Source organism: Citrobacter sp. Cpo065 (genome assembly GCF_030332805.1).
GTDB lineage: Bacteria > Pseudomonadota > Gammaproteobacteria > Enterobacterales > Enterobacteriaceae > Citrobacter > Citrobacter portucalensis.
On record NZ_JAOWHC010000031.1, the window covers coordinates 293890 to 319733 of the forward strand.

22 protein-coding genes are annotated in these 25844 nt (G+C 52.9%); 4 read left to right on the plus strand and 18 right to left on the minus strand.

Going from position 1 to position 25844, the window contains the following annotated elements; all coding sequences use genetic code 11:
• Nucleotides 1-75: 75 nt before the first annotated feature.
• From OGY68_RS12510 to OGY68_RS12545, 8 genes are all read right to left on the minus strand, one after another.
• Entirely contained in the window at nucleotides 76-375 is a 300-nt protein-coding gene (locus OGY68_RS12510) for a YqjK-like family protein (protein ID WP_003828569.1), read from the minus strand.
• Nucleotides 375-770, minus strand: a complete 396-nt coding sequence (locus OGY68_RS12515; RefSeq protein ID WP_003828567.1) for a phage holin family protein — start codon at nucleotides 768-770, stop codon at nucleotides 375-377. Before OGY68_RS12515 ends, OGY68_RS12510 begins: the two co-directional genes overlap by 1 nt.
• Nucleotides 771-772: 2 nt before the next feature.
• Nucleotides 773-1078, minus strand: a complete 306-nt coding sequence (locus tag OGY68_RS12520; RefSeq protein WP_003024832.1) for an ElaB/YgaM/YqjD family protein — start codon at nucleotides 1076-1078, stop codon at nucleotides 773-775.
• 33 nt (nucleotides 1079-1111) lie between these two features.
• Nucleotides 1112-1480, minus strand: a complete 369-nt coding sequence (locus OGY68_RS12525; protein ID WP_286617082.1) for a DUF1090 domain-containing protein — start codon at nucleotides 1478-1480, stop codon at nucleotides 1112-1114.
• 148 nt (nucleotides 1481-1628) lie between these two features.
• Nucleotides 1629-1997, minus strand: a complete 369-nt coding sequence (mzrA, locus tag OGY68_RS12530; protein ID WP_162623447.1) for an EnvZ/OmpR regulon moderator MzrA — start codon at nucleotides 1995-1997, stop codon at nucleotides 1629-1631.
• Nucleotides 1998-2015: 18 nt separating this feature from the next.
• A complete protein-coding gene (gene yqjA / locus OGY68_RS12535; protein ID WP_003828561.1) occupies nucleotides 2016-2678 on the minus strand; it encodes a DedA family general envelope maintenance protein YqjA in 663 nt (220 codons plus the stop codon).
• 348 nt (nucleotides 2679-3026) lie between these two features.
• The gene (exuR, locus tag OGY68_RS12540; RefSeq protein WP_003828559.1) at nucleotides 3027-3803 is read right to left on the minus strand and encodes a transcriptional regulator ExuR; all 777 of its coding nucleotides are present in this window, start codon (nucleotides 3801-3803) and stop codon (nucleotides 3027-3029) included.
• Nucleotides 3804-3937: 134 nt separating this feature from the next.
• A complete protein-coding gene (locus OGY68_RS12545) occupies nucleotides 3938-5239 on the minus strand; it encodes an MFS transporter (RefSeq protein ID WP_003828557.1) in 1302 nt (433 codons plus the stop codon).
• 471 nt (nucleotides 5240-5710) lie between these two features.
• Between OGY68_RS12545 and uxaC the strand changes: the two genes are divergently transcribed.
• The 3 genes from uxaC to OGY68_RS12560 all read left to right on the plus strand — a co-directional run bounded on the left by uxaC (nucleotide 5711) and on the right by OGY68_RS12560 (nucleotide 9319).
• Nucleotides 5711-7123 (plus strand): glucuronate isomerase, encoded by a 1413-nt coding sequence (gene uxaC / locus OGY68_RS12550; RefSeq protein ID WP_003024811.1) that lies wholly within the window; start codon nucleotides 5711-5713, stop codon nucleotides 7121-7123.
• A 15-nt stretch (nucleotides 7124-7138) separates the two neighbouring features.
• Nucleotides 7139-8626 (plus strand): UxaA family hydrolase, encoded by a 1488-nt coding sequence (locus OGY68_RS12555; RefSeq protein WP_032945078.1) that lies wholly within the window; start codon nucleotides 7139-7141, stop codon nucleotides 8624-8626.
• Between the two features lie 138 nt (nucleotides 8627-8764).
• Nucleotides 8765-9319: a YgjV family protein gene (locus OGY68_RS12560; RefSeq protein ID WP_057067553.1), complete on the plus strand. Its 555-nt coding sequence runs from the start codon at nucleotides 8765-8767 to the stop codon at nucleotides 9317-9319.
• 16 nt (nucleotides 9320-9335) lie between these two features.
• Here the strand turns inward: OGY68_RS12560 and sstT are convergent, their stop codons facing one another.
• The 4 genes from sstT to OGY68_RS12580 form a co-directional block, all read right to left on the minus strand.
• Nucleotides 9336-10580, minus strand: coding sequence for a serine/threonine transporter SstT (gene sstT / locus OGY68_RS12565; protein ID WP_032945076.1), 1245 nt, complete (start codon nucleotides 10578-10580; stop codon nucleotides 9336-9338).
• 242 nt (nucleotides 10581-10822) lie between these two features.
• Nucleotides 10823-11791 (minus strand): TerC family protein, encoded by a 969-nt coding sequence (locus tag OGY68_RS12570; protein WP_003828551.1) that lies wholly within the window; start codon nucleotides 11789-11791, stop codon nucleotides 10823-10825.
• Between the two features lie 271 nt (nucleotides 11792-12062).
• The gene (locus OGY68_RS12575; protein WP_057067546.1) at nucleotides 12063-13061 is read right to left on the minus strand and encodes a Gfo/Idh/MocA family protein; all 999 of its coding nucleotides are present in this window, start codon (nucleotides 13059-13061) and stop codon (nucleotides 12063-12065) included.
• A 72-nt stretch (nucleotides 13062-13133) separates the two neighbouring features.
• On the minus strand, nucleotides 13134-13634 hold the full coding sequence (locus tag OGY68_RS12580; protein WP_286617084.1) for a M48 metallopeptidase family protein: 501 nt from the start codon (nucleotides 13632-13634) through the stop codon (nucleotides 13134-13136).
• An 82-nt stretch (nucleotides 13635-13716) separates the two neighbouring features.
• Here OGY68_RS12580 and rlmG point away from each other — a divergent pair, with 82 nt between their 5' ends.
• Entirely contained in the window at nucleotides 13717-14853 is a 1137-nt protein-coding gene (rlmG, locus tag OGY68_RS12585) for a 23S rRNA (guanine(1835)-N(2))-methyltransferase RlmG (RefSeq protein WP_008785866.1), read from the plus strand.
• A gap of 53 nt (nucleotides 14854-14906) precedes the next feature.
• Here the strand turns inward: rlmG and OGY68_RS12590 are convergent, their stop codons facing one another.
• The 6 genes from OGY68_RS12590 to ebgA all read right to left on the minus strand — a co-directional run bounded on the left by OGY68_RS12590 (nucleotide 14907) and on the right by ebgA (nucleotide 25704).
• Nucleotides 14907-16925 carry an oxidoreductase gene (locus tag OGY68_RS12590; RefSeq protein WP_167820716.1) on the minus strand — a complete coding sequence of 673 codons (2019 nt, stop codon included), beginning with the start codon at nucleotides 16923-16925 and terminating at the stop codon, nucleotides 14907-14909.
• A 229-nt stretch (nucleotides 16926-17154) separates the two neighbouring features.
• Nucleotides 17155-19506: an alpha-glucosidase gene (gene ygjK / locus OGY68_RS12595; protein ID WP_286579568.1), complete on the minus strand. Its 2352-nt coding sequence runs from the start codon at nucleotides 19504-19506 to the stop codon at nucleotides 17155-17157.
• Nucleotides 19507-19522: 16 nt separating this feature from the next.
• Nucleotides 19523-20584, minus strand: coding sequence for a protein YgjJ (gene ygjJ / locus OGY68_RS12600; RefSeq protein ID WP_057067543.1), 1062 nt, complete (start codon nucleotides 20582-20584; stop codon nucleotides 19523-19525).
• An 82-nt stretch (nucleotides 20585-20666) separates the two neighbouring features.
• Nucleotides 20667-22100: an amino acid permease gene (locus OGY68_RS12605; RefSeq protein WP_057067542.1), complete on the minus strand. Its 1434-nt coding sequence runs from the start codon at nucleotides 22098-22100 to the stop codon at nucleotides 20667-20669.
• A 65-nt stretch (nucleotides 22101-22165) separates the two neighbouring features.
• Nucleotides 22166-22615 carry a beta-galactosidase subunit beta gene (locus OGY68_RS12610; protein ID WP_057067541.1) on the minus strand — a complete coding sequence of 150 codons (450 nt, stop codon included), beginning with the start codon at nucleotides 22613-22615 and terminating at the stop codon, nucleotides 22166-22168.
• Nucleotides 22612-25704, minus strand: a complete 3093-nt coding sequence (gene ebgA / locus OGY68_RS12615; RefSeq protein WP_286617086.1) for a beta-galactosidase subunit alpha — start codon at nucleotides 25702-25704, stop codon at nucleotides 22612-22614. Before ebgA ends, OGY68_RS12610 begins: the two co-directional genes overlap by 4 nt.
• Nucleotides 25705-25844 lie beyond the last annotated feature (140 nt).

Genomic DNA, 25844 nt, shown 5'->3' on the forward strand with positions numbered 1-25844 from the left:
TGCTTAATGAGAATTGTTAGCAAGGAAAACTGTCAGTATTTTTCAAAATTTTTGAGGTTGGGGGTAAGGAAAGGATTAGCCGCGCAGTTGCTGCTGTCTGATGGTCGATTTCACCAGACGCCAGATACTCCAGACGCTAAAGCCGCGCTTAGCCCAGCGTACCAGCAGATTCGGGTTGCGGATGGTGCGAACCGCCATAATACTGCTCCCGACCAACACCCAGCCACGCAGGTTCAGTAGCGTCTTCCAGCCACGATCGTAGACCTCGGTGGCTTCCAGCCAGTCGCGGCGAGTAGCAGACAGATCCAGCCGTTGCTGCTGGATCTGTCCAAGCAGTTGCGCCTTACGCTTTTGACGTTCGACTTTGCTGCTCATTATGCATCATCCTCCAGGGCTTGCCTGTCATTAGCGAGTTCCTGGCGTGTATGGCGTAGCAGCGTTGTTTTACGTGCTTTACGCAGCGTCCATATCCCGCCAATCAGCGCTAACAGCAACAGCACAACGGTGGTGGCAATCATGGCGTTCAGGCGGTATTGAGGGTCAATGGCCCAGATGATAAGCACCATCAGGCTCATCAGGCCAAACGCCGCGAACAGCATAGTCAGCCCAAGCATCAGCAGGATCTGGATGAGATTGGCTTTTTCCTCTTCCAGCTCAACGACGGCCAGCCGCAGCCGTGTTTCTACGATCTCAACGAGAATCGTCAGGATCCGCTGTCCAATACCCAGTACGCCTTTGCCTGGACCTTGTGCGTGTTGAGAATCAGCCATTGTTAACGGCGCGACAGCAGTACACCAAGCACCACACCGACTGCAGCGCCAATGCCGACGCCTGTCCATGGGTTTTCGCGCACGTAGTTATCGGCTTTAGCCGCGGCCTCACGGGTCTGTTTGGCGATTACATCGCTGGTTTCACTCAGACGATGGCGGCTCTCGCGCAGCGCATGTTCGGCTTTGCTGCGAATTTTACTCATCTCTTCCTTCGACTTATCGCCAGAGGAGCTAAGTACTTCTTCAAGCGTATCCGCAAGAGATTTCAGCTCAGCGCGCAGGTTTTCCGTAGCATTATCTTTCGACATAGTTTTCTCCAGTTGAGTGGCTAGTTACCGTACTTAGTAATCGCGGGTCTCGAGTTCTTTTAGCTCTTGCTGGGCTTCAGCAAGCTTGTGTTCACGCTTTGCTACCTTATCCGCATCGCCTTTTTGCTTAGCTTCGGCTAAGTCACGTTGACGCTCGGCAATCTCATTTTTCTGCTCGGCGATTTTTTTCTGATGGTTGGCGCGCAGTTTGCTGTCAGTACAGTTTGCTCTGACTTCGCTCAGCGCTTTGTTCAGCCCATTGATACGGCTCTGATTGTTGTGTTTTTCGGCATAGCTAATCTCCCGCTGAATGTCTTGTTCTTTTTCCTGACAGAGGGTGGTGGCGTAGCTGCCGGCACTGAGAGCGAAAAGGTTAATTGCCAAAGCGATGCGGTATTTCATTCTTGAACCTTCCATTGTGATTCGACCTCGTCGTTTAGGGTCGATGCTCCAGAATAATAAAGCGTTGGGTCATAAACCCAGTTTATTAATCATAGGCGCTAAACGGTGAAATCACCAAAGTGAGTGATCTAATTCAGATTCCTGGAAATTAACCAAAACGGTGTGGGGTCTCACGTAAGCGGGATAACCACTGAACCGCCTGATTATTATCATCCTGCTGAGCGATAACGAAACCGTGCGGTAACGTTCGATCCAGTACGACCTTTGCCGCTGCGCTCTGTGCACTGGAATCAAAGGTAATCAGCAGGGCGTCATTTTGCGGAGTGATGCTTTTAAAACGAATGCCGTTGGCATCCAGGTGATGCCAGATAGAGAAGCCATCAGGCATGCTGGCTCCCTGGTTTACGGCACGAATGGCAAGCGTTGACTCCTGCTGGCGAATGACCGACCAGGTCAGGAGCAATGCGCCGATGAACAACATAAAAGTGGTGGACCAGGCAAGTCGTCGGAGCGTTATGCATGATTTCAGCATAATTTACCCTCGGTTCCCGTATTTCTTTTTCCAAAGAACAACCAGTGAACCTGCCAGACCAAACACCAGTAACACCACAGGAAGCAGCATCAGGCAAGACATCAGTTGATCTTCATATTTGAGAAACACCGGTGTTTTGCCAAGCAGATAGCCCAACGATGTGAGAATAAGGACCCAAAGCAGTCCGCTCATCCAGTTGAAGAACTGAAAGCGCGCATTGTTCAGGCCGGACAATCCTGCGATGGTCGGCAGTAATGTTCTGACAAACGCGATAAAGCGACCGACCAGCAGCGCAGACAAGCCATGCTTATGGAACAGATGATGCGCACGCTGATGGTAATGTGCAGGAAGATGAGATAACCAGTTTTGCACTGTGCGGGTATTGCCCAACCATCGACCTTGTATATAGCTGAGCCAGCAACCGAGGCTGGCTGCGGTGGTGAGTAATAGCACCGTTTGCGGAAAACCCATTGCGCCTTTGGCAATAAGTACGCCGACCAGTACCAGCAAACTGTCGCCAGGTAAAAAGGCTGCTGGCAGCAGTCCGTTTTCCAGAAACAAAATGGTAAAGAGTACAAAATAGAGCATGCCAATCATGGAAGGATTGGCCAGCGTTTCAAAATCCTGAGCCCATAAAGCATTTAGTAATTGAGTCAGTAGTTCCATTCAATATTCCTGGAGAATCGGTTATCGTCATGCCGGTTTTCTGGGTTTTGTAACACCACGATTTTATTAATATTTTTTACATGACTCGCGGTTTGATACAAATTCACGGCCTGAACTATTCCCTGTAAAGTTGTGAAGTTAGCAAGCTCTTAAACACAAAAATTCAAACAGCATCTAATTGTAACAAAGGTCAACGTAGTCCGTTATAGAAATTACGGTTGTTGAACTGTGATTTTGCTTATCGCAATGGAGGGAGGCGAGAGGATTTACACAGGCTGACACTTTATACCTAACGCTTACCAAGTGTCAGAAACAGGCGCGTGGTCGCGCCTGCATTGATAAGATTGTTTATTTTGCGCTGTTAGCCGCTGTATCGAGGTGAACGACCGGATTTTCGGTAAATAGATAACGGTCCGCATTGAACTCAAAATCATCGCTGGTTTCGTTAAACAGCATCTGCTTCGTGTTCTCAAGATGCTGCCACATCGCCAGTTTGGCGGCATGAGGATCTTTGCGAATCAGCGCCCGAAGGATCTGGTCATGGTCATCACACCAGTTATCAACCGTGCGCAGGTCGATGTGGTCGTGCAATTTCTTCCAGTAGGGGTTGTGAATACGCTGAGTCCACATTTTTTCAACAATCGCGGCCAGAGCCGAGTTCTGCGTTGCCAGGGCGACCTGCACATGGAACTGGAGATCCCACTCGGAGTCACGAAAGCTTTTTTCGTTACGTGATTTCTCCTGAATCTCCATCAGCTTCATGATGTCCTGTTTGGTCACCTGCGTGGCGGCAAACTCGGCAATGTTACTCTCAATGAGCTGACGCGCCTGGAGCAGCTCGAAAGGACCGTAGCTGGCAAATTCCAGGTTTTCATCTGGCGCAACATAATGTCTGGGTTGGTTGGAAATGACGTGGATCCCCGATCCTTTGCGCACCTCAACGTAACCCTCTACCTCGAGCATGATAATTGCTTCACGAACCACGGTACGGCTGACATTTTTTTCATCGGCGATAAAGCGCTCGGCAGGGAGTTTGTCACCCACCAGATAGACGCCTTGCTCAATGCGTTCTTTCAGATCAGCTGCAAGTTGTTGGTACAAACGTCGTGGTTCGGTGATTTCCATATGCGCTCCAGGCATGATACGGCAGACTATATTTGTTATACCACTTTTGCGATTACTGCTCCACTCGCGGCGATAAAAAAGCCGCCAGATAACTGGCGGCTTCGCATTATATACCCTTGATGAAAAACAGCGGGTTAATTTTGCGGAGCGGGATCGCCAGTCTGTGATCCCGAGTCGACCTCGCTGGCCGATTTGTTTTGCAAGACCGTCCAGATAACGAGTGCGCCGAGCAGGTCGAATACCGCCAGTACGGCGAACAGCGGGCTAAAGCCGATAGTGTCAGCCAGTGCGCCAACAACCAGTGCAAACAGCGTACTTGCAAGCCAGGCGGACATACCGGTCAGGCCGTTTGCCGTTGCCACTTCATTACGACCAAATACGTCAGAAGAAAGCGTAATCAGCGCACCGGACAGCGCCTGGTGAGCAAAGCCTCCGACGCACAGCAGGGCGATAGCAATGTACGGGCTGGTGAACAGACCAATCATCCCTGGGCCAATCATCAGCAATGCGCCCATGGTGACGACCATTTTACGTGAAACGATCAGGTTAACGCCGAACCAGCGCTGGAACAGCGGCGGTAAGTAGCCCCCAACGATACAGCCCAGGTCAGCAAACAGCATCGGCATCCAGGCAAACATCGCAATCTCTTTCAGGTTAAAGCCGTAGACTTTAAACATGAACAGCGGGATCCAGGCGTTGAAGGTACCCCAGGCTGGCTCTGCCAGGAAACGCGGCAGCGCGATGCCCCAGAACTGGCGGTTACGCAGGATCTGACCGAGCGACATTTTTTTCGAGGTCGCGTTTTTATGCTGTGATTCCTGACCATTCAGAATGTAATCACGTTCTTCATCAGACAGTTTTTTCTGGTCGCGCGGGTGTTTGTAGAACACAAGCCAGCACATCGCCCAGATGAAGCTCAGCGCACCGGAAATAATGAATGCCATCTGCCAGCTGTGCATGACGATTGCCCAGACGACCAGCGGCGGAGCAATCATCGCACCGATAGAAGAGCCGACGTTAAAGTACCCCACGGCAATTGAACGTTCTTTTGCCGGGAACCATTCAGAACTGGCTTTCAAACCCGCAGGGATCATTGCGGCTTCAGCGGCACCTACCGCGCCACGCGCCAGCGCCAGTCCACCCCAACTGCCAGCCAGTGCGGTCGCGCCGCAGAAGACGGCCCACAGAACGGCGAACATCGCGTAACCAACTTTTGTGCCGAGCACATCGAGCACGTAGCCGGCAACGGGTTGCATTACGGTGTAAGCAGCAGAATACGCTGCGATGATATAGGAATACTGTTGAGTGGAGATGTGTAACTCTTCCATCAGAGTTGGCGCAGCTGCCGCCACAGTGTTACGTGTCAGGTAACCCAGCACGGTGCCAAGCGTCACCAGTGCAATCATGTACCAACGTAACCCTTTAATTTTACGCATGTAAAACCTCATCGTTTTGTTATGTCCGCGAACGAGCGGTCATCTTCCAGTTCAGGGCGGAGGATGTTCTTTTACGAGGGGGGACCGAAAAAAAGCCGGTACTCCCCGAACTTTGCCATGTCAATAATTGTGCTAATTCGGTTTCCGTACCGGTCAATCCGATGGTGATACATCGGTAATTTGCATTCCGTCGGCTTATGTATCGCGACGGCCAAAAGATAACTTGTCATACAGCTTTAAAAGGTGAGTGCCATCACAAAAGTGTGAATCTTCGTGTGGTCATTATTTCGATTCAGCAAAGCCAGCACTGGCGCGGCTTGACGCGTGATTTACCTCTTTGAGAGTAATTTTTTTGTCACCATTTGTTGATCTAACTCACGAAAATATCTTCAGTGTATGGAAATTGGTGTGATAACTTTGTCAACATCAAAACATAAGCAATCTGACGCACTCGTTGAGAGGAAGACGATAATGACCCCGTTTATGACTGAAGATTTCCTGCTGGACACCGAATTTGCCCGCCGTCTGTACCATGATTACGCCAAAGACCAGCCGATCTTCGATTACCACTGCCATTTACCACCGCAACAAATCGCTGAAAACTACCGTTTTAATAACCTGTATGACATCTGGCTGAAGGGTGATCACTACAAATGGCGTGCGATGCGTACCAATGGCGTCGCTGAGCGCTTGTGTACCGGCGATGCGTCCGATCGCGAGAAGTTTGACGCATGGGCCGCCACGGTTCCGCACACTATCGGTAACCCGCTGTACCACTGGACCCACCTCGAATTACGCCGCCCGTTTGGTATTACAGGTAAGCTGCTTTCTCCTGCGACTGCTGATGAAATCTGGAACCAATGCAACGAGCTGCTGGCGCAGGATAAATTCTCCGCGCGCGGCATCATGCAGCAGATGAATGTGAAAATGGTCGGCACTACCGATGACCCGATCGACTCTCTGGAGCACCATGCGGCCGTTGCTAAAGACGGAAGCTTTGATGTGAAAGTGCTGCCGAGCTGGCGTCCGGATAAAGCCTTTAACATTGAGCTGGCGACCTTTAATGACTACATGGCGAAGCTCGGTGAAGTGTCTGACACGGATATCCGCCGCTTCAGCGATCTGCAAGCTGCACTGACCAAACGTCTGGATCACTTCGCGGCTCACGGCTGTAAAGTTTCTGACCACGCGCTGGACGTGGTGCTGTTTGCCGAATCTAACGAATCTGAACTGGATAGCATTCTGGCGCGTCGCCTGGCGGGTGAAACCCTGAGTGAGCATGAAGTTGCCCAGTTTAAAACTGCCGTGCTGGTGTTCCTTGGTGCGGAATATGCTCGTCGCGAATGGGTACAGCAGTACCACATCGGCGCGCTGCGTAATAACAACCTGCGCCAGTTCAAACTGTTGGGCGCGGATGTTGGCTTCGACTCCATCAATGACCGTCCGATGGCTGAAGAACTGTCCAAACTGCTGAGCAAGCAGAACGAACAGAACCTGCTGCCGAAAACCATTCTCTACTGCCTGAACCCGCGCGATAACGAAGTGCTGGGCACCATGATCGGTAACTTCCAGGGCGAAGGTATGCCGGGCAAGATGCAGTTCGGTTCCGGTTGGTGGTTCAACGATCAGAAAGACGGGATGGAACGTCAGATGACGCAGCTGGCCCAGCTCGGCCTGCTGAGCCGTTTCGTCGGCATGCTGACCGATAGCCGTAGCTTCCTGTCATACACGCGCCATGAATACTTCCGTCGCATTCTGTGCCAGATGATTGGCCGTTGGGTTGCTGCAGGTGAAGCACCGGCAGATATCCAGTTGCTGGGTGAAATGGTCAGAAATATTTGCTTTAACAATGCGCGTGATTACTTCGCCATTGAACTGAACTAAGGCCCGGGTGAAGGTATGCAATACATCAAGATCCATGCGCTGGATAACGTCGCGGTAGCGCTCGCTGATTTGGCTGAAGGAACCGAAGTCACCGTTGATGGGCAGGCGGTAACCCTGCGTCAGGCGGTCTCTCGTGGCCATAAATTCGCTTTACGCGATATTGCGAAAGGCGAAAACGTCATTAAATACGGTTTGCCAATTGGCCATACGCTGGTGGACGTTGCGGCGGGTGAGCATATTCATGCTCACAACACGCGCACCAATCTGAGCGACCTGGACACGTATAGCTACCACCCTGATTTTCAGGCGGAAGTTGCACAACCGGCGGATCGTGATGTGCAGATCTACCGTCGTGCCAACGGGGATGTTGGCGTGCGCAACGAACTGTGGATCCTACCGACGGTAGGCTGCGTTAACGCCATGGCGCGCCAGATGCAGAACCGTTTTCTGAAAGAGACTAACGACGCCGAAGGAATCGACGGCGTACATCTCTTCAGCCACACCTACGGCTGTTCACAGCTCGGCGATGACCACATTAACACCCGCACCATGCTGCAAAACATGGTGCGTCACCCGAATGCGGGTGCGGTGCTTGTGGTTGGCCTTGGTTGTGAAAACAACCAGGTTGATGCCTTCCGCGAAACCCTAGGCGAGTACGATCCTGAGCGCGTTCACTTCATGGTCTGCCAACATCAGGAAGACGAAGTGGAAGCGGGGATTGAACATCTTCACCAGTTGTACAACGTGATGCGTAACGATAAGCGTGAGCCGGGTAAGCTGGGCGAGCTGAAGTTTGGTCTGGAATGCGGCGGCTCTGACGGCCTGTCTGGTATTACCGCCAACCCGATGCTTGGTCGTTTTTCTGACTACGTGATTGCCAACGGCGGTACCACCGTACTGACCGAAGTACCGGAAATGTTCGGCGCCGAGCAACTGCTGATGGACCACTGCCGCGATGAAGAAACCTTTGGCAAGCTGGTCACCATGGTCAATGACTTCAAGCAGTACTTCATTGCTCACGACCAGCCGATCTACGAGAACCCATCGCCGGGCAACAAAGCGGGCGGTATCACCACGCTGGAAGATAAATCTCTCGGCTGCACGCAAAAAGCAGGCTCCAGCCAGGTGGTGGACGTACTGCGCTACGGCGAACGTCTGAAGACGCATGGTCTGAACCTGCTGAGCGCACCGGGTAACGATGCGGTGGCGACCAGTGCCCTTGCGGGCGCGGGCTGTCATATGGTGCTGTTCAGTACCGGTCGCGGTACGCCGTACGGTGGTTTTGTGCCGACGGTGAAAATTGCTACCAACAGCGAGCTGGCGGCGAAGAAAAAGCACTGGATCGACTTTGACGCTGGACAGTTGATCCACGGCAAAGCGATGCCGCAGTTACTGGAAGAATTTGTCGATACCATCGTCGAGTTCGCCAACGGCAAGCAAACCTGCAACGAGCGGAATGATTTTAGAGAGTTAGCGATATTTAAAAGCGGCGTAACGTTGTAGTAAATACCTGATGGTACCTGCATGCAGGTCTGCGCAAACCGTAGGCCTGATAAGCGCAGCGCCATCAGGCACAAACCGTTGCCGGATGGCGGCGAACTCGCCTTATCCGGCCTACGAGATAGAATTGGGGTTGCTTGCATGACCGCGTATTGGCTGGCCCAGGGCGTAGGCGTCATCGCCTTTCTGATCGGTATTACCACCTTTTTCAATCGCGATGAGCGCCGGTTCCGGCTGCAACTCGCTGTCTATAGCGCCACCATCGGCGTGCATTTTTTCCTGATGGGTGCCTGGCCTGCGGGAATGAGCGCAGAACTCAACACCATCCGCACACTTGTCTCAATGCATACCCGCAAACTGTGGGTAATGACCGTTTTTATTGTCCTCACCCTGGTTCTCGGGCTGGCGAAATTACAGCATGCGATGGAGCTGTTGCCGATAATTGGCACGCTGGCCAGCACCTGGGCGCTGTTCCGCTGCAAGGGGTTAACCGTGCGCTGCGTCATGTGGTGCGCAACTGCCTGTTGGGTTATCCATAATTTCTGGCTGGGATCGATTGGTGGGACGATGATCGAAGGGAGTTTTCTGGTGATGAACGGCCTGAACATTATTCGCTTCCGGCGAATGCAAAAACGCGGAATTGATCCGTTCAAACTTGAAAAAAGCGTACAAGAAGAGAACCCCTCCGCCCGATGACGGAGGGGCGTAGGGATTAGCCGCGCAGGGCGTTATTTGCCAGACGCTCGTCTTCTGCCTGGCAGGCTGCAGCGGTAAACAGGACGTCTGTAGAAGAGTTCAGCGCCGTTTCACAGGAATCCTGCAATACGCCGATGATAAAGCCAACGGCAACAACCTGCATGGCGATGTCATTCGGGATACCGAACATGTTGCACGCCAGCGGGATCAGCAGCAGAGAACCGCCCGCCACGCCCGATGCACCACAGGCACACAGCGAAGCCACCACGCTCAGTAACAGCGCCGTCGGTAAATCAACCGGAACACCCAGCGTATTCACCGCCGCCAGCGTCAGTACGGTAATGGTGATCGCCGCGCCTGCCATATTGATGGTGGCTCCCAGCGGAATAGACACCGAATAGGTATCACGATCCAGATTCAGCTTCTCACACAGCGCCATGTTCACCGGAATATTTGCCGCCGAACTGCGGGTAAAGAAGGCATACACGCCGCTTTCACGCAGACAAGCCAGCACCAGCGGATACGGGTTACGGCGAATTTTCCAGAAGACCAGCAGTGGGTTGACCACAAACGCCACCAGCAGCATACAGCCTACCAGTACGGTCAGCAGTTGGGCGTAGCCCCAAAGCGTTGCGAAACCGGTGGTTGCCAGCGTAGAGGAGACCAGACCAAAGATACCGATTGGCGCGAAACGAATCACCAGTTTCACCATAAAGGTGACGGCGTTGGACATATCATTGACCAGATTTTTGGTCGTTTCATTACCGTGGCGCAGTGCAAAGCCCAGACCAACGGCCCATACCAGAATACCGATATAGTTAGCGTTAAGCAGGGCATCAACTGGGTTAGAAACCATGCTCATCAGCAGGCTGCGCATCACTTCAACAATCCCGGACGGCGGTACGATATCCCCCGCGCTGCTGGAAAGATGCAGTGTTGATGGGAAAGCAAAGCTGAAGACAACGGCGGTTAATGCCGCTGAAAATGTTCCGAGCAGGTAGAGGAACAGAATGGGGCGGATATTGGTTTTTTGCCCGTGCTGGTGGTTGGCGATAGAAGCCATCACCAGCATCAGAACCAGAATTGGCGCGACGGCTTTTAATGCGCCGACGAACAGCGTACCCAGCAAACCAACGGCTTCAGCCGCAGGTTTTGACACCAGTGCCAGTAAAATCCCCAGTACCAAACCGATCAAAATTTGTTTAACCAGGCTCCCTTGCGCCAAACGCGAGAGTAGCCCCGATGAACGTTGCGTAGTCATGTAGTAATCCTTTCATTGTGTTGTTGCCTTACCTTTGTGCGTTCTGTTGACGCATCTTTCAGGATCGGGCAAATGTTTGCATGGCTGAGTATAAGGAAAGAACGCGGTTCGGGAAGCGAAATATCCTGGATTCCGCGTTGAGATCATATTTTATAACTTTGACTTAACATTATTTTGACATGATAAACAAAAAGCCCGACGCACGCAGTGTGCTGTCGGGCTTTTCAGCTAGCAGATGAAACTTACTGTATTTGCTGCTTTTTATCGTGCTGGTGGTTGACCCAAGCGTTCACAATCAGCGTCACAAACAGAATGCCAAATACCACGCCTAACGAGATAGCGATCGGGATATGGTAGAAATCGACGATCAGCATCTTAATACCGATAAACACCAGAATGACTGACAAGCCGTACTTCAGCATGGAGAAACGCTCCGCCACGCCCGCCAGCAGGAAGTACATCGCACGCAGACCCAAAATAGCAAACAGGTTCGAGGTCAGCACGATGAACGGGTCGGTGGTCACGGCAAAGATAGCCGGAATACTGTCGACGGCAAAAATCACATCGCTCAGCTCAACCAGAATCAACACCAGCATCAGCGGCGTAACAAACAGCAGGCCGTTTTTACGCACGAAGAATTTTTCATCTTCGATGGTATCGGTCATGCGCAAATGACCGCGTAGCCAGCGTACTAACGGTCTGTCGCCAATACCGGAGGCATCTTCTTTCGCCAGCGCCATCTTCACGCCGGTAAACAACAGGAACGCGCCGAACACGTACAACAGCCACTCAAACTGGGTGATAAGCCAGCTGCCCGCGAAGATCATGATCGTACGCAGCACAATCGCACCCAGCACGCCATACACCAGTACCCGACGCTGCAACGCAGGCGGTACGGAGAAGTAGCTGAACAGCATCAACCAGACAAAGACGTTATCTACCGCCAGCGATTTTTCGATCAAATAGCCGGTCAGGAACGCCAGCGCCTGTGGGTCGGCAACGGCGCGCCCCTGGGTTTCCGCCAGGTACCACCAGAAGGCGGCGTTAAACAGTAACGACAGCGTTACCCAGACGATAGACCAGGCTGCAGCCTGCTTCATTGACATCGTATGCGCGCCACGACGCCCCTGCAACAGCAGGTCGATGGCCAGCATAATTACCACTACGACAGCGAAGCCACCCCATAACAACGGTGTGCCGACAGTATTCATTGTATTTCCCCATGCATAAAAAAAACGGCCAACGCCGAATGACGTTAGCCGCTGCTTTTTATGCATAGACCTTGCCATTCGGCAAGGTCTCACTTACAACAACAAAGGAATACGGTGGCGTATTCCTTTGTTATCGCCCGGTGACCGGATGTGGTTTTTCACACATCGTAATGACGATCAACCGACAACGAAGTTACTCCCCTTTGCGGGTTACAAAATATTACAGGCCATGCTTTCAGTCAATGGCCTGCAACATTCGTTTTACACACCTTTACGCAGTCAGCGATGTTTCCGCTTCGTCTGCCGGGAAAACCACGCCGGTCTGGCGGCGAATCTCCGTTTGCAGTTTGGCGGTAATACGGCTGACGGCCAGTGCCGGGTGATCCACTTCGCCGGATTCAACCAAATGGGCAAAAGCCTCTGCCTCATACAGCATAGTATTGATGTGCTGAGGCGTCGTCAGATCCTGCGTTTTCCCCCCACGTGGCACGAAGCACACCTTTTGGCATTCGGAGATATGCTCGATGACCAGCGATCCCGACTCGCCCTGAATTTCACTGGCTAATACCGAGTCGCTTACTTTTGAGTGCTGGAGCGTAACGCTGAAATTACCGTAATTCAGCACTACCACGCCGTGGGCATCCACGCCACTTTCCAGCAGGCTGGCGCTGGCCTGAACGCTCTGCGGTTCGCCCCACAGCGCAACCGCCGAGGCCAGGCAGTAAAAACCGATATCCATAATCGAGCCATTGGAGAACGCCGGATTAAACGTGTTCGGATTTTCACCGTCCAGATAGCGCTGGTAACGCGAGGAGTACTGGCAGTAATTGATAAACGCTTTCCTGATTTTTCCTACTCTGGGTAGTGATTGCTGTAACAGCAGGAAATTAGGCAGGTAGGCGGTTTTAAACGCTTCAAACAGCACGACCCGATTCTCACGCGCGCAGGCGATAGCGGCTTCGGCTTGCGCCAGATTGGAGGCCAGCGGCTTTTCGCAAATAACATGCTTTTTGTGCCGCAAAAACAGCTCGGTCTGAGGGAAATGCAAAGAGTTTGGACTGGCTATGTAGACGGCGTCGATTGCCTCGCTTTGCGCCATCGCTTCCAGCGAGGTAAACAGATGTTCGACAGGGTAATCGTTGGCGAAGGTCTGCGCCTGCTCAAGGCTACGAGAATAGACTGCGGTTAACTTATATTTGCCGGTTTCATGGGCGGCATCGACAAACTGGCGGGTGATCCAGTTTGTGCCAATTACTGCGAAACGTATCATAAAGGCCTTCAGGCTGCGAAAAGGGATTCTTTCGTCAATTTAGCATGCCCTGAAGACAAAGCCAGTGCGCGACTACGCAGTTTGCTTTAACGATTGTTGCGTTAACCACAGGCGGGTATCGAACTCCAGTTGATGATACTGAGGCTCCATATGACAGCAAAGCTGGTAAAACGCTTTGTCATGTTCTTTTTCTTTCAGATGCGCCAGTTCATGAACGACGATCATGCGTAAAAAGGGTTCTGGGGCGCAGCGAAACACGGTGGCGACGCGGATCTCCGCTTTGGCTTTGAGCTTACCGCCCTGCACGCGAGAGACGGCGGTATGCAGCCCCAACGCATTCTTCAGAACGTGGATCTTGCTGTCATACATGACTTTATTCAGCGGCGGGGCGTTACGCAGAAACTGATTTTTCAGATCCTGAGTATATTGCCAGAGCGCTTTGTCGGTCGCGAAGTCATGCGTACCCGGATAGCGCTTCTCCAGCACTGCGCCCAGGCGTTGCTCAGCAATCAGCGTTCTCACTTGAGAAAGCAAATGTTCCGGGTAGCCCTGGAGGTAAGTTAGTTGGTTCATTCATGTCCACGCAAATCATAAAAGTGTATACTCACGCACCCTTTTCAGGGATACGCCGAAATTTTACCATTCAGGAGGGCCGATGAGCCACATAGACAACGGTTTCCGTTCGCTGTCACTTAAACGTTTCCCGGAAACGGATGACGTTAACCCGCTGCTGGCGTGGGAAGCTGCAGATGAATATCTGCTGCAACAGCTGGACGATACCGAGATTAGCGGCCCGGTGCTGATCCTGAATGATACCTTCGGCGCGCTGGGCTGTGCGCTGGCGGAACATACGCCGTACAGCATCGGCGATTCCTATCTCAGCGAGCTTGCCACGCGCGAGAACCTGCGTCACAACGATATTGCCGAGTCGAGCGTCAAGTTCCTCGACAGTACCGCTGACTATCCGCAGGCGCCGGGCGTGGTGCTGATTAAGCTGCCAAAAACCATGGCGCTGCTGGAGCAGCAACTGCGTGCGCTGCGCGAAGTGGTAACGCCAGAAACGCGCATCATCGCCGGGGCAAAAGCGCGTGATGTACATACCTCGACGCTGGAACTGTTTGAAAAAGTGCTGGGTCCAACCACCACTACGCTGGCGTGGAAAAAAGCCCGATTGATCAACTGTACGTTCAGCAAACCGGAGCTGGCCGCTGCCTCGCAAACGCTAAGCTGGAAGCTGGAAGGCACCGACTGGACTATCCATAACCACGCCAACGTCTTCTCCCGTACCGGGCTGGATATCGGCGCGCGCTTTTTTATCGAGCATCTGCCGGAAAACCTTGAAGGGGAGATTGTTGATCTCGGTTGCGGCAACGGCGTCATCGGTATGACGCTGCTGGCGAAAAATCCAGAAGCCAGTGTGGTATTTGTTGATGAATCGCCAATGGCGGTGGCTTCAAGCCGCCTGAACGTGGAAAGTAACATGCCTGAAGCGCTGGATCGCTGCGAGTTTATGATTAACAACGCGCTGTCTGGTGTTGAACCGTTCCGCTTTAACGCTGTGCTGTGCAACCCACCGTTCCACCAGAAGCACGCGCTGACGGATAACATTGCCTGGGAAATGTTCCACCACGCCCGTCGCTGCCTGAAAATCAACGGTGAGCTGTATATTGTGGCTAACCGTCACCTCGACTACTTCCACAAGCTGAAGAAGATATTCGGCAACTGCGTGACCATCGCCACCAATAATAAATTCGTGGTGCTGAAAGCGGTCAAAACCGGTCGTCGTCGGTAATAGCGGGTGCCGGATGCGGCTAACGCCTTATCCGGCCTACGAAAGATATAATGTTAAATTTCCAGTGCCAGTCGGGTGCCTTGCGCAATAGCGCGTCGGGCATCCAGTTCCATCGCCACATCGCAGCCGCCGATCAGATGCACCGTTTTACCAGCCGCGTGCAGCGGATCGACCAGCTCACGGCGCGGCTCTTGTCCGGCACAAATCACCACGTTATCCACGTTAAAGATCACCTGTTCACCGTTCAACACAACGTGTAACCCATCATCATCAATCTTCTGATAGCTGACTGCCGGGATCATTTTCACGCCGCGTGAGAGCAGGGTGGCGCGATGGATCCAGCCCGTCGTTTTACCTAAACCTTGTCCCGGTTTGCTGGCTTTGCGCTGTAACATCACTATCTGGCGCGGGCTGCGGGATAAGTGCGGGCCTTCCGGGCGTAAGCCGCCAGGCTGTTGCAGACTGGTGTCGATCCCCCATTCCACGCAGAACTCCGCAATGTTCTGGCTGGTGGGTTCACCGGGCTGACTCAGATACATTGCAGTATCAAAACCGATCCCGCCGCAGCCCACGATCGCCACGCGTTTACCCACTGGCGTTTTATCGCGCAGAACGTCGAGATAGCTCAGTACCTTAGGATGATCGATCCCCTCGATCGGCGGCATGCGTGGCTCGATCCCACTGGCAAGGATCACTTCGTCGAAGGTGTGCAGATCGTGTGCGCTGACAAAGTGATTCAGCTTCAGGGTCACGCCAGTCACGTCGATCATCCGACGGTAGTAGCGCAGGGTTTCATAGAATTCTTCTTTGCCAGGGATCTGTTTGGCGATATTAAACTGCCCGCCAATCTCGCCATGTGCGTCAAATAGCGTCACGTGATGCCCGCGCGCTGCGGCATTAATGGCGAAGGCGAGGCCCGCAGGACCCGCACCGACAACCGCCAGGTTCTTTGGCACAGCTGCCGCAACGATCGGCATTTTGGTTTCATGGCAGGCGCGCGGATTGACCAGGCAAGAGGTGACTTTGCCGACGAAGATCTGATCCAGACAGGCCTGGTTACAGCCGATACAGGTGTTGATCTCATCCGCTCGTCCGGTTTGCGCTTTTGACAGCAGTTCGGCATCGGCGAGGAACGGACGGGCCATCGACACCATATCGGCATCGCCACGGGCCAGAATGTCATCGGCGACCTGGGGATCGTTAATGCGGTTGGTGGTGACCAGTGGGATTGTTACATGCCCTTTCAGCTTACGCGTCACCCAACTAAACGCACCGCGCGGTACCGGGGTAGCGATAGTGGGAATACGTGCCTCATGCCAGCCAATACCGGTGTTAATAATGGTGGCCCCCGCGGCTTCTATAGCCTGCGCCAGCTGAACGGTTTCGTCGAAGGTTCCGCCGTTTTCCACCAGATCGAGCATCGACAGGCGGAAGATAATAATAAAGTCATTCCCGGCACGCTGACGTACCGCTCGCACCACCTCAACGGCAAACCGCATGCGGTTGGCATACTCACCGCCCCATTGGTCATCGCGCTGGTTGGTACGCAGTGTCAGGAATTCGTTGATGAGATACCCTTCCGACCCCATCACTTCCACGCCATCGTAGCCCGCTTCCCGCGCCAGCTGTGCGCAGTGGGCAAAATCTTCAATCAACTGCAGCACTTCATCGTGCGTTAATTCATGTGGCGTAAAGCGGTTAATGGGGGCCTGAATAGCAGAAGGCGCCACCAGATGCGGCTGGTAGCTGTAACGTCCGGTATGCAGGATTTGCAGGGCGATTTTGCCGCCTTCATCATGCACAGCATCGGTAATGACGCGATGGTGAGCAAGCTGGCTGGTGTCGTTCAGCATCGCACCGCCTTCCATCCCCACGCCGGAAAGCGCAGGCGCAATACCTCCGCTCACAATTAACGCTACGCCGTGACGAGCGCGCTCGGCGTAGAACGCGGCCAGCCGTTCTGCACCATCGGGATACTCTTCCAGCCCGGTATGCATTGAACCCATCAGCACGCGGTTTTTAAGCGTGGTGAAGCCTAAATCGAGCGGAGCGAACAGCGACGGATAGCTCATAAAGGTGTCCAGTATGTAAAATTATTGTTATGTGGTCGGATGAGTTAATAATTTAGCCGTCGCCGCGTAAAAGGGAAAAGGGGAATGCCGTGATTGTGATGGGATTCAAAAAAGGAGTGGAGCCAGAGGACGAATATGCCGGATATCGGTGCAAGCACCTAATCCGGCCTGTGAAAATGTGTCTTTGTAGGCCGGATAAGCGAAGCGCCATCCGGCGTTATGTCACAGATTACTGTTTTTTAAGAAAATCGTTATACAGCATATAGAGATGCGCCGCGCTCCAGGAGAAATTCGGTGCGCCCTGCTGTGCGCCGGTCAGCGGGTTATAGTTTTCCTGAATCGGACCGTCAGCGGTGAGGCCTTTGGCGTGGCTGAAGAAGGTATCCGCCAGTTTTAACGCGTCATCGCGATAGCCGTAACGCTCCATCCCTTTTAGCCCGAACCAGAACTGATCCACCCAGACGCGCCCGCGCCAGTAGATATCCGCGCCGAAAGCCGGGTTGGTCAGCGCCGCCGTGCCAAGCGGGACAAAGGTGTTGAACTCTTTGGGGTCGAGCATCACCTTAACCACCGCGTCCGCATGGGGCTGCGTTGCTGCGCCGTTAAACAGCGGTGACCAGCCTTCCGGCCCTTTGCCACGTTCGACGATCGGTTTACCCGCACAGCCGTTTGCCAGCGGTTGGTCCTCAATGCGAACGTCATAATAGAATTTTGTTGTCGGGTCGAACATGCAGGTGTTGATGTAATCTGCGAGTTTTTGCGCCAACTGGCGATAGCGTTGCGCCTCTTCGTGTTTGCCGAGCAGGGTCGCCATCTGCGCCAGATAATGGTTGTCGCTGTACATGTAGCTGGCCTGATCGACTGACTCCTGCAACAGCGAGTAACCCAGCAAATTACCGTCTTTACTGCGATTTTCGGCAAATTTCACCACCCAGTCGCTGCGTTTTCCACCACCCGCGACGTATTTATCCAGTTGATCTTTATCGATAAAACCGAATACAGCCGCATCGTCACGACCGGACTCCCACGAGGCGGCAACCTGCGCTGGGATCTCCAGGCTGTCATACTGACCCTTATCGATCACGGTGGCGTAGTTGTTAAGCCCGGAGAGCGTTTCTTCCTTGTCGCCTTTTTTCACCGTAAACAACATTTCGCCGCGGTCAGTATTGTGGGCTTTATCGCGGGTAGCGCCGTATTCCGGCACGCCGTTGCCGTTATGATCGCGGTTACGCAGCCACCAGTCGTGATACGCAACCAGCTTTGGATACATCTCTTCGAGCCAGGCCTTGTCTTTGGTGACGTTGTAGACCTCCATCACCGACCAGGCCGCCAGGCTGGGCTTGGTGTTGCGCTCGTTCCAGTTACCGCCGTCGCCGCCGCGTTCCGGGCTGAGATTCCAGGCAATCAGGTCGGGAATGAATCCGGCATCCTGCGGGCGAACCGGATCACCGGGTTTAACCTGCCATGAAAAGACGGCGCGAATATTCTCTTTGGCGATCTCCGGGTTAAAGTGCGCCATGGCGAAGGCTTGTTTCCAGGTGTCCCACGGCCAGGTTTGGTTGCCGGAGAACCAGCGGCCGGTGACCGATGGCGTCACGGTATTGTGTTTTACCGCACCGCCTGGCGAGCGCCAGTTGCCGTTTAGCGTTTCAATAGCTTTTACCGCGACCCGGGTTTGTTCCGTTGTGGCATCCGGGTTGGTTAAGCCTTTTTGCAGATAATCTGCCCAGCGCTTTTGTGATGCAGCAAGATACCAGGCCGGGCGCGCCAGAATATCGCGGATCTGCGGCTGCTCTTTCGCCACATCCTCGGCGGTAAGCAGATGAGACCAGGTGGTGTAAATGGTTGTCGAACCACTGATATGGGCCTTCCCCGTAAAGCGATGACCGTTAACCGTGGTTTTCATAGCGACAGATTTATGCACCTGATACTCCGACTCACCGGAGGTGAGCAGATCCCAGGTTGAGCGCACTTTGCCGAAGGTGACTTTCAGACCGTCGTGCGTGGCGGTGATTTTGCGCTGATAGCCAGGGAATTCGCTATCAATGGTTTTATCCGACAGCGCTTTTCCCTCTTTGGCTTCCAGTTTCTCCAGCAGCTCGCCGTCCCACACCAGATCCAGCGGCGTGTTGCTGGTGATTTTGGTTTCCAGCAGCGAGGTGCGCGGGCTGGCAAAACGCAGCGTCATCTCTATTTGCACATGCTTAGATGACAGCTTTTGCACCAGCGCGCCGGGAATGTTGTAGGCCTCAAGCGCGAAATCGACCTTTTTACCGTGCTGGTACACCGTCAGACGGTCAAAATTGTTGGCCATAAAATTGATGTATTCTTCAGTCAGCAACGCCACGCCTGGAAAGCCGCCCATCGTTGCAGGACCGTCCGGGAGCAAATGACCGTGCCAGGCGCCGAGATCGAAAAATGGATTAAAGCGCTGGTGGTCGTCGTGATCGTAGTCATGCATGTAGCCCGGCGCACCGGTGCGATTAATGATGTTTTTAAAGTCGTTAGCACTGGTGGCATGTGCGGAGAAGTTCATCAGCAGGATACAGGCCAGCGGCGTAAGAATAGGTTTCATGTTCATGGTATTCCGGTCCTTGTTACCAATAGAAATATTGCATCAGGAAGATTTGGTCGCTCGGGTCGCCGGATGCATTCTGCATATAGAACCGACTGTCGAAGGCGGTAGCGAAACGGCCGCCGCCGTATTCATACCAGATACCGAACTGCATAAAGGAAGTGGTTTCGTCCTCGGCGCGATCCGGTCGGTGTTTGGCGTAGCTATAAGCAGTGGAGAGGTAAACGCCTTTTAGCGCTTCATACATCGCGCTGACCATGTAGCCGGTTTCGGTGCCGGACACATCCAGCCCGTCGGCGCGGCCCGTGTGGTGCCAGGCGCGGGCGGCGAAGTTGGGCGAAAGGATGCCGGTCAGGAACAGCTGTCCGGTACCATCTGTTATCTCCAGGCCGTTCATCCAGGTTACGCCTTCAGTCAGGTCGTACTGGATATAGCCGTTCATCATGGCCGGATAGGTATATTTATCGTCGTAGCGATCGTATTTACCAAAGTGCAGCCAGGCTTTGCTCTCGTCGTGGTGTCCGGCGGGCGTTGCTGTCACGCTGTAGCGCAAAGGACCGGTCAGGTTTTGCACCTTAATGGCAGTCATGATGTCACGGGTGTTGGGAATAACGTAGCCCAGGTCTGGAGTGAAATCCCCCCACCATTGCAGGTCATCCAGCGAAGAGTCCTGGCGCAGGCTGAGCATAAGCTCCGTTCCGTCATTGGTACGATAACCGCCGTAAAAGCGGTTGATCCCGCCCTCGAATCCGCCCCAGCTATGGTCAGGAACCCAGGCATTGCCCTGATGGTCGGCCTGCACGGTCCAGCCCTCGCCGTAGATCAGACCAAACCAAGAGCCGTGTTTTATCTCCAGGCCACCTTCTATATAGGTACCATCACTGTATTTATGTTTGTCTTGTCCTTCTAAATCCATATATCCTCCCACGCCCAATTCGCCATAAAAGCGAAATGAGGGGGAAGATATTTCTGGCGTTTTCGTGTCGTCGTGTTCTGCAGGGCGAACTTCTTCTGCACCCAGAGAGGAGACGCAGAAAAAGGGCAGGGCAATAATTGCCCTGCAACAATGGCTAATGTTTTTCATGCTTCGATCCTAAGCAAATAAAATTTAATTTTTATTGTTATAGCCTTGGCGAGTATTATTTATTGTTATTAGGTTTTAGTCATTAATTGATATCTGAAGCAGGGGCTGCCTCAACAGCTTTTTCTTCTTTGGTTAGCCCTTTGATATATTTACTGTATTTCCACCAGGCAAAACCGAGGAAAATAACAATCCCACCGACGTTATAGAAAATAATGGTTATGATATTGCCGCCGGTTGGGAAGGTAGAGGCAATAAATCCGATGGTGAAAAGAACGATCAGCATCGACACCACAACAATGCCGGTTTTTTGCGAACCCATACGGAAGTCGCGCGGTAAGTGGTCCAGTTTTGCACGCAGATTCAGGTAAGCCAGCATAATAAACAGCGGCGGCAGCATCGAGGCGGCGGCGGTCATGTTGATGATAGTGTTCATTAAATCCTGCACGGTATTGGAGCCGAGCGTCGGGATAATCATCAGCGGGATAACGATCAGGAACTGGATCCACGCTGCGCGGGCCGGAACGCCATTTTCATTCAGTTCGACGGTTTTTTTACCGAAAATACCCGCCGGAATTTCAGAGAAGAAGATCTTCACCGGCGTTGCGGTCCACATCAGCAGGGAGCCGAACATCGCGGTAAAGGAGACCAGGCCGACAAAGCGGTTCACGACCAGCTCCGGCAGGCCGAAATATGCCGCCAGGCCGTGGAATACCTGCACCGATCCACCGGTAAACTTCAGCTCTTTGCTGCTGACGAAGACGTTAATCAGCACCGAGGAGATGGAATAGAGCACGCCGATAAAAATTCCGGCAATGATAATGACCTTCACGAATGATTTGGAGCCGCCCTTGACGTCGTTGACGTAAACCGCCACCGACTCCGCGCCGCCTGCCGCCATAAAAATCCAGGTGGTGATACCGAGGAAGGCCCAGTTAAAATTCGGGATCATTGCGTCTACGGTGATAGGGTCAGCAGGCTGTACGCCACCAACCAGCGCCGTACCTGCCAGTAAAATATAGGACAGCGTCAGCAGCAGCATCAACGTGGAGGTGACCGAGGTAATCGGCCCTAACATTTTTGCACCATTGGTCGAAACCCAGGTGGAGAAGGCAAACAGCACCATACTTAACACGGTGGTTGCGAACGGCGTCAGAATGTATTCGTAGCCTAAAAAAGCATATGAGGCGTAGGCAATAACGCGGGGCAAAAGCGAGGTAAAAAAGAACAGGTTAACGAACCAGTAGGTGTAGGCAGTAATAAATGCCCAACGTCCACCCAGCGAACTTTTTACCCATGCGTAGACACCGGCTTCGGAGTTTTTATTCAGCGAAACAAATTCGGCGATGATTAAGCAGAACGGAATAAAGTAGAAAATCGTCGCGAGGAAAAACATCGGTGCGGATGCCAGACCAAGCTCAATATTATTGTTGATTACGTTATTAAAACTATAAACCGCGGCAAAGGTGAGTGAAAGTAAGCCGAACTTGCCGATGGTATTACGTTTGGTATCAGACATAGCACATCTCCGATTCCTGATTATTATAGGGTACTGGCGGCGCAACGTCGGCGCCGCCTGTGTTTTTATTTATTATGAAAATAACCATCTTCGATGGTGACTTTGAGTACGACTTTTTTCACTGCGTTATTACAAATAAAACGATAGGCTTCATGGTTGTCACAAATAACCATTTGTCCTTCGTGCACTTCGACGGTTTTTCCACAACCTTTCAGATATTCGCGATCGGTTTCATCGCGATAATATTCAACCACCTGGAGATCCTCTTTGGCGGCATACTCTATTTTTTGCTGCCCTTGAAGGTAGTAATGGATCTCAAAATAACGACGATGACCGGTAAACAGCGCATCGGTCGCGGAGTCTGTCTCCACGCGGTAGCTCAGGGAATCACCGATAGAGTGAGCGACGTCTGGCTGAATATTGTCAATATTTTCAATAGCCTCGACGCAACGTTGCCATTTCCGACCTGAAGCATAGCGTTGCTGGAACTGCTCTAAGTTGTCGATGATCCTCATTTTGTATTCTCGCTGTGCATATTCGTGGAAAAGAACCCGGTGCCAAAGGCGCGCTTGGCGGTAGTTTGAGCGCCAGATTCGCTGCCGGAAACCGGCAACAACGTGAAGCCGTAGCTGAATGACGTAAACCAGACGCGCCAGGAATCGAGTACTTCACTTCCCCACGAGTTGGAACCTAAGCCCAGCAACTGGTGGTCCAGATTCAGGGTGATGTCATCGCTACGCTGTAGCGCGTTGCAGTGTTGTGCGGCAAAGATATTTTCTGGCGTATAGCGCCAGGCGCTCAGGTTGACAGTGCGCTGCGGAACCACCAGCAGACCGTTGCCGTGGCGGTTGGTTAGTGTTGCCCAGCGCACGTCCTGACGATTGCCGTTGTTTTGCGGGAAAGGATAATTTTCGAACATCTCATCCACGCTGCTGCGCCAGATGTCGATGATGTTGGCCTGCTGGCTATCGGCATAGTTTTCACCGGGACCACGTCCGTAATACGCCACCTGGCCCAAATCACCGTTGATGCCCATCGTGAAACCGATGCACGGAATAATGTCCCGGTACTCGCCGTAAGGCTGGCCAGAAAGTTCCACATTCAGCTGACCATCCGCGGCAATGCGCCAGCGATAGGTGCAGCGCATACCGAAATCGAATACCGGCGGGGCGATAATGGTCTGGCTGGTTATCAGCAGCGCATCATCGGTTTGCTCAAGGGTAAACTCGCGCAGATGCTCCTGCATAATCTGTAAATGATTCGGCTGCCAGAGGCCTTCGAACTCTTGCTTGTGGTTATCAATGGTCGGTTTGAAGAAATTAATCTTCGGCTCGCGGGTAATCAGCTCTTCTCCATTGACGTTCCAGACGATCGGTTTACCGGTCAGCTTTGAGAAGGTCAGATGGAAGTTATAACCGCGAACGGTGCAGCTCTGGCGGCTGTCTTCCAGCGTCAGAGGGGTGGCGTTTTGCAGGCTAAACGGTACGGCAGCCGCCGTTCTGGCCTTCAGCGGGAACTGATAAGTCGCGATGTGATGCCCGGCTTCGCTGTATGACGTGCGGGAATCTTTCGTCACGGTGACGTTAAGGAACGCTTCGCGCGCATCCAGCTCCGGCAGTGCGCATTGCAGCAGCGCGTCGCTGTTGGGAGGAACGTCGCGCAGTTTTATCTGCTGAACAGAGAGCGTATCTCCTTCGGCGCGAACCTCAATATGCAAGGTGTAGTCGTCAAGCGTGGTGAACCAGAGTTTGTTTTCTACCCGTAGCTCGCCGCGGGCCAGATCCTGTGCGCGTACTTTCACCGGCGCAATTACCTGCTTGTACTCTTTCAGTCCCGGTCCTGGGGTTTGATCGGAATAAATCAGGCCATCAAGGCAGAAGTTGTAGTTGTTCGGATAGTCGCCGTAGTCGCCGCCATAGTTGTACCAGACGTTGCCGTCGTCATCTTTAGCCTGAATCCCGTGATCGCACCACTCCCAGACATAGTGCCCCTGAATGCAATCATGCTGATAGAAGACGTTCTGATATTCCGTTAGCCCGCCGGGACCGTTGCCCATGGCGTGAGCATATTCACAGATGATGCGCGGTTTAGGATGCGGATATTCACCAAACTCATTCATCAGCGGCACGCGGGTGTACATGGTGGAGATGATATCCACCACTTCAGCGTCACGATCTTCTTCGTAATGGATCAGACGCGTGTCATCCAGCGCTTTCGCAGCGTGATACATGGCGCGGATGTTACAGCCGTATCCGGATTCGTTACCGAGCGACCAGATGATGATCGAAGGGTGATTTTTCTGCGCATGGACGTGGCGCACGATGCGCTCAACGTAGACATTTTCCCACAGTGGATCGTCGGTGATCCGACTGATATCGCCGATATTGGCGAAGCCGTGAGATTCAACGTCTGTTTCGGCCATCACGAACAGGCCGTAGATATCGCACAATTCATAGAAACGCGGATCGTTCGGGTAATGGGCGGTGCGTACGGAGTTAATGTTGTGCTGCTTCATTAACAGCAGATCTTTTTCAACGCGATCCATACCGACCGCGCGGCCCTTAAGATGATCGTTATCGTGGCGGTTAACGCCATGCAGCATCACGTAGCGGTTATTGATGTAAAACAGACCGTCGCGAACTTTAATATCGCGGAATCCAACGCGCTGTGGCACGACCTCAAGGATGTTGCCGCTGGCATCTTTCAGCGTCATCACCAGATGGTAGAGATACGGCGATTCCGCAGACCACTGCTGCGGCGCGCTAACCCTGAAATGAAAAGCGGTCTGCGTTTGTTTATCCACTTTTAGGGCGTTAATCACACCGCTATGCAGTGCCTTCTCACCGTCAAACAAGGTGTATTCCAGCGACGCTATCGCTGGCGTGGGGGCCAGGTTTTCCAGCGCAATGTCGCAGGAGAGGGTGGCGTCGCGATAGTCATCATCGAACTCGGTGCGAACGGTAAAATCCTGAATGTGGGTCGCCTGTTTGCCGACCAGATAGACGTCGCGGAAAATTCCCGCCGACCACCACATATCCTGGTCTTCAACGTAGGTGGAATCAGCCCATTGCATTACGCGAACGCACAGCAGGTTATCACCGGTCTTCACCACCGCGCTGATATCAAATTCGGCCGTCAGGCGACTGCCTTTGCTGAAGCCAACGTACTGACCATTCACGTAAACTTCGAAGTAGGTTTCTACGCCATCAAACTTAATCAGCGTCTGTTTGCCCTGCCAGCCTTCGCTGAGGGTGAAAATACGCTGATAGGCCCCGGTGGGGTTATTGGTCGGAACGTAGGGGACATCAATCGGGAAAGGAAAACCTTCGTCGGTATACTGCAGCTTGCCGTGTCCTTCCATCTGCCACATGCCGGGGACGGTGATGCTGCCCCAGTCACTCATAAACTGCGACGTAAAGGCTTCCGGCACCTGCAGCGGATGCTCAAAGAACTGAAAATTCCACTGACCGCTTAGCAGCTGAAAGAGGCTGCTGGTTTCGCGGGCAAACGAGCGAGCCTGCGCAACGGAGTCATAAGAGAAAAAATATGCGCGTGGCGCCAGTCGATTTTCGTGGGTGAGCTGAATGTTTTCCCAGCGATTCATAAGGCCTCCCGGTGGAGAAAAATCGGAACCATTCATTTTAATGGTGAGTAAGTGTGATTGATGGTGATTTTAGTAAAAGTTTTACTAAAATATAGCGAGTGAAGTGATTTACTTTAACTGGATCACGAAAATAATTCGGA

Coding starts and splice junctions, on each gene's coding strand:
- OGY68_RS12580 (WP_286617084.1), bottom strand. CDS start 13,634: ATGAACCAACTAACTTACCTCCAGGGCTACCCGGAACATTTGCTTTCT.
- OGY68_RS12555 (WP_032945078.1), top strand. CDS start 7,139: ATGCAATACATCAAGATCCATGCGCTGGATAACGTCGCGGTAGCGCTC.
- ygjJ (WP_057067543.1), bottom strand. CDS start 20,584: ATGAAAAACATTAGCCATTGTTGCAGGGCAATTATTGCCCTGCCCTTT.
- OGY68_RS12610 (WP_057067541.1), bottom strand. CDS start 22,615: ATGAGGATCATCGACAACTTAGAGCAGTTCCAGCAACGCTATGCTTCA.
- ebgA (WP_286617086.1), bottom strand. CDS start 25,704: ATGAATCGCTGGGAAAACATTCAGCTCACCCACGAAAATCGACTGGCG.
- uxaC (WP_003024811.1), top strand. CDS start 5,711: ATGACCCCGTTTATGACTGAAGATTTCCTGCTGGACACCGAATTTGCC.
- OGY68_RS12515 (WP_003828567.1), bottom strand. CDS start 770: ATGGCTGATTCTCAACACGCACAAGGTCCAGGCAAAGGCGTACTGGGT.
- OGY68_RS12590 (WP_167820716.1), bottom strand. CDS start 16,925: ATGAGCTATCCGTCGCTGTTCGCTCCGCTCGATTTAGGCTTCACCACG.
- OGY68_RS12545 (WP_003828557.1), bottom strand. CDS start 5,239: ATGCGTAAAATTAAAGGGTTACGTTGGTACATGATTGCACTGGTGACG.
- OGY68_RS12510 (WP_003828569.1), bottom strand. CDS start 375: ATGAGCAGCAAAGTCGAACGTCAAAAGCGTAAGGCGCAACTGCTTGGA.
- OGY68_RS12525 (WP_286617082.1), bottom strand. CDS start 1,480: ATGAAATACCGCATCGCTTTGGCAATTAACCTTTTCGCTCTCAGTGCC.
- exuR (WP_003828559.1), bottom strand. CDS start 3,803: ATGGAAATCACCGAACCACGACGTTTGTACCAACAACTTGCAGCTGAT.
- OGY68_RS12520 (WP_003024832.1), bottom strand. CDS start 1,078: ATGTCGAAAGATAATGCTACGGAAAACCTGCGCGCTGAGCTGAAATCT.
- sstT (WP_032945076.1), bottom strand. CDS start 10,580: ATGACTACGCAACGTTCATCGGGGCTACTCTCGCGTTTGGCGCAAGGG.
- OGY68_RS12570 (WP_003828551.1), bottom strand. CDS start 11,791: ATGAATACTGTCGGCACACCGTTGTTATGGGGTGGCTTCGCTGTCGTA.
- OGY68_RS12560 (WP_057067553.1), top strand. CDS start 8,765: ATGACCGCGTATTGGCTGGCCCAGGGCGTAGGCGTCATCGCCTTTCTG.
- OGY68_RS12575 (WP_057067546.1), bottom strand. CDS start 13,061: ATGATACGTTTCGCAGTAATTGGCACAAACTGGATCACCCGCCAGTTT.
- yqjA (WP_003828561.1), bottom strand. CDS start 2,678: ATGGAACTACTGACTCAATTACTAAATGCTTTATGGGCTCAGGATTTT.
- rlmG (WP_008785866.1), top strand. CDS start 13,717: ATGAGCCACATAGACAACGGTTTCCGTTCGCTGTCACTTAAACGTTTC.
- OGY68_RS12605 (WP_057067542.1), bottom strand. CDS start 22,100: ATGTCTGATACCAAACGTAATACCATCGGCAAGTTCGGCTTACTTTCA.
- ygjK (WP_286579568.1), bottom strand. CDS start 19,506: ATGAACATGAAACCTATTCTTACGCCGCTGGCCTGTATCCTGCTGATG.